The organism is Halothiobacillus sp., from assembly GCF_027346185.1.
In the GTDB taxonomy this organism is placed as follows: domain Bacteria; phylum Pseudomonadota; class Gammaproteobacteria; order Halothiobacillales; family Halothiobacillaceae; genus Halothiobacillus.
Map to the genome: position 1 here is coordinate 1 of NZ_DAIESY010000165.1, position 3344 is coordinate 3344.

Annotated in this window: 4 protein-coding genes; 3 read left to right on the forward strand and 1 reads right to left on the reverse strand. The window is 57.3% G+C overall.

The features are described from left to right. The 3 genes from M7R55_RS11555 to M7R55_RS11565 all read left to right on the forward strand — a co-directional run. A partial coding sequence (locus M7R55_RS11555) for a glutaredoxin domain-containing protein (RefSeq protein WP_298220714.1) occupies positions 1 to 325 on the forward strand: 325 nt, incomplete at its 5' end. A gap of 255 nt (positions 326 to 580) precedes the next feature. Beyond that, entirely contained in the window at positions 581 to 1948 is a 1368-nt protein-coding gene (gorA, locus tag M7R55_RS11560) for a glutathione-disulfide reductase (protein ID WP_298220715.1), read from the forward strand. Positions 1949 to 1970: 22 nt separating this feature from the next. After that, positions 1971 to 2891, forward strand: coding sequence for a LysR family transcriptional regulator (locus M7R55_RS11565; protein ID WP_298220717.1), 921 nt, complete (start codon positions 1971 to 1973; stop codon positions 2889 to 2891). Positions 2892 to 2920: 29 nt separating this feature from the next. Here the strand turns inward: M7R55_RS11565 and M7R55_RS11570 are convergent. Then, positions 2921 to 3344 (reverse strand): EAL domain-containing protein (locus M7R55_RS11570; RefSeq protein WP_298220719.1); only part of this gene is annotated, 424 nt, incomplete at its 5' end.

Genomic DNA, 3344 nt, shown 5'->3' on the forward strand with positions numbered 1-3344 from the left:
AAAAATGTTCATCGAGCCGAATGTCGAAGGCGACCCGTATGAAGTCTCCGATGCCGATACCATGCTCGACTGGCTGGCGCCGAATGCGGTCAAACCACATTCTGTCATGCTGTTCTCCCGCCGTACCTGCCCGTTCTGCGCGCGCGCCAAAGGCATGTTGCGTGATGCAGGCATGGTCTTTGATGAAATTCTGGTCGGCGAGCACGTCAATCTGCGCGGCTTACGTGCGGCGACTGGTTCGGAATCGGTTCCGCAGGTGTTCATCGACGGCAAATTGATCGGCGGTAGCGACAAGCTGGCCGAATGGTTGGCTGCCAATCAATAAGACGTGGGCACCCTTTTCAGGCTCGAAACGCCGGGCCTGAACTGAAACTCAAGCGTATGGCCTGGGCCGTCCGCTTCGTTTTCGGTGATGCACCAACAGAATTCTGAAAAACCCCATCCATGAGTTTTTCAGCGATAACGGGTTCGGTGCACGCCCGGACCCGATATCCGAAAATCAATCACTGATGTGATTGATAAGGCGATACTTTTCAAACCCACAAGCAGGCCGAACAGGCCGATACGATAGGAATTCCTCATGAGCACAGCATTCGATCTGATTGTATTAGGTGGTGGTTCCGGCGGTTTGGCCGTGGCCGAGCGCGCGGTGCAATACGGCCAGCGTGTCGCCGTGATCGAACCGGCGCATTTGGGTGGCACCTGCGTGAATTTGGGTTGTGTGCCGAAAAAAGTCATGTGGTATGCCGCCAACATGGCGCATGCGCGGCATGAAGCGGAAGGCTGGGGTTTCCCTGCCGTGCACGATCAGATCGATTTCGGCAAGCTTGTCGCCGGGCGCAATCAGTTTGTGAACAACATCCGCAGCTACTGGGGCGGATACGCACAGGAATTGGGTATCACTGTCATTCAGGGCAAGGGCGTGCTGACCTCGGCGACCACCGTGGCCGTGAACGAGCAAATCTACACCGCGTCGCACATTGTGCTTTCCACGGGCGGTGTGCCCTTTGTGCCGCCGGTGCTGGGCAAGGAGCTGGGCATTACTTCAGACGGTTTTTTTGAACTGACCGAGCTGCCACCGCGCGTGGCCGTGATCGGTGGCGGGTATATCGGCGTCGAGTTGGCTGGCGTTTTGCGTTCGTTCGGCAGTGAGGTGACGTTGCTGGATATGCTCGAATCGGTGATCGCGCCGTTCGATGAGATGGTTCGCGAAGTTGCTACCGAGAATTTGCATCATCTGGGCGTAGTTTTGAAATTGCCTTTCCGGGTTAAGGCGCTCACGCAGACCGGGGTGGGCAAGTTCATCGAGTCGTCAGATGGTGAAAAACTCGGGCCCTTCGATGAAATCATCTGGGCCGTGGGCCGTGCACCGAACACACGTGCGTTGGGGCTTGAAGCAGCCGGCGTGACCGTGCAGCAAAACGGCATCATCCCGACCGACGACTACCAGAACACCAATGTGCCCGGTATTTATGCCATTGGCGACATCACCGGGCGGGCACCGCTGACACCGGTTGCCATCGCGGCGGGTCGGCAACTGGCCGAGCGGCTCTTCAACGGAAAAACGCAGGCCAGGCTCGATTACAACAACATCCCTACGGTCGTTTTTGCTCATCCACCGATTGGTACCGTTGGCCTGACCGAGGAGGCCGCGCGCAAAGAATTCGGCGATGAGGCGGTGACCATCTATGAGACCCGCTTCACGCCCATGCGTTATGCCTTGTCCGCGCAAGGCTTCAAAACGGCGATGAAACTGGTTTGTGTGGGTAAGGAACAGCGTGTTGTCGGCCTGCATCTGGTCGGTGATGGTGTCGACGAAATGCTGCAAGGCTTTGCCGTCGCTGTGAAAGCCGGGCTGACCAAAGCCCAATTCGATGCCACAGTCGCCATTCATCCCACCTCTTCAGAGGAACTGGTGACGATGAAAACACCGCGAGATTCCGCATGATCGCGACCGGCTGGGGCTGCTGATGTTTCTGGAAATCCGCCACCTGCGCACCATCCGCGCGGTGGCTGAGAGTGATTCTTTGGCGCTGGCGGCCGAGCAGCTGCATCTGACGCAGTCTGCGTTGTCGCATCAGATTCGCGCGATTGAGGATTATTACGGATTGACGCTGTTTTCCCGCCGCTCGCGGCCCATGCAGCCTACACCGGCCGGTCGTCGTTTCTTGCAGGCGGCGACGCAATTACTGCCACTGATGGACGAACTCGATCGCGATCTGCGTCAGTTGGCGGGTGGGGATACGGGGCGGCTGTTTATTGCGCTGGAATGCCACTCCTGCTTTTCATGGCTTCTGCCGACCCTGAATGCCTACCGCGAACAGTGGCCGAATATCGATACGGATTTATCGCTGTCTCATAGCTTCGATGCACTCGATGCGCTCAAACGCGGTCTCGTGGATGTCGTAGTCAGCTCTGATCCTGTCGATGATCCGGAAATCAGTTTTGTTCCCCTGTTTCACTATGAAGTCGTGCTTGCACTCTCACCGCAGCACCCTCTGGTCGCAGAAAAAGTCATTACACCGCAAATGCTGGCTTCTCAAACGGTGATTACCTATCCCGTGAATCGAAACAGGCTGGACATTTTTTCCCGCTTTTTAACGCCTGCTGGCATTGAACCGGCGGCAACGCGAAGCTCGGAGCTGACCGTGATGATTGCCCAATGGGTTGCCAGTAACCGGGGGGTGTCCGCATTGCCTGCCTGGGCCATCGTCGATGAACTCGTGCAAGGCAGCATCGTGGCGCGCCCATTGGGCGAGGACGGTATCCATGCGACGCTTTATCTTGCTTTGCGTCGGCAAGAGTGTGATCAGGCCTATGTGGTGGCCTTCATTGAAACGGCGCGTGCGGCGGCACTGAAGACGCTCAAAGATATTCGGCTCGCGTCCTGATCCACCCGCGCGTCGAGCCTAGTTGAGGCTCACAAAGCGGTGTCCGTCTCTGTCGTTGGTTCATCGACTGCGGGGCTGAGTTCGGCCAGCGGCATCTCCTGTGCGAATAACGGCCCCTGAACCCAGGAAATACCAGCCGCCCGCACGGCAGAGAGTTGTTCGGCTGTTTCAATTTCCTGCGCAATGATGGTGACGGACAACGCTCGCGCGAGACCCAGCAGGCTGTCGATAAACGCGCGATCCCTGGCGATCTGGCTGCGATTGGTTAGCCAATCGGCATTGATCTTCACATAATCAACGGTGTGACGACGCAGGTGCTGGAAAACCCAGTGGCCCGGTGTTGTCTGGTCAATCGCGAATTTGAAGTCAAAACCGTGCAGTTCCTCGATGAACCGATCGAACAGGTTCAGGTCGGCCAGCGATTCGCGCTCGTTCAACTCGAACACGAGCCGA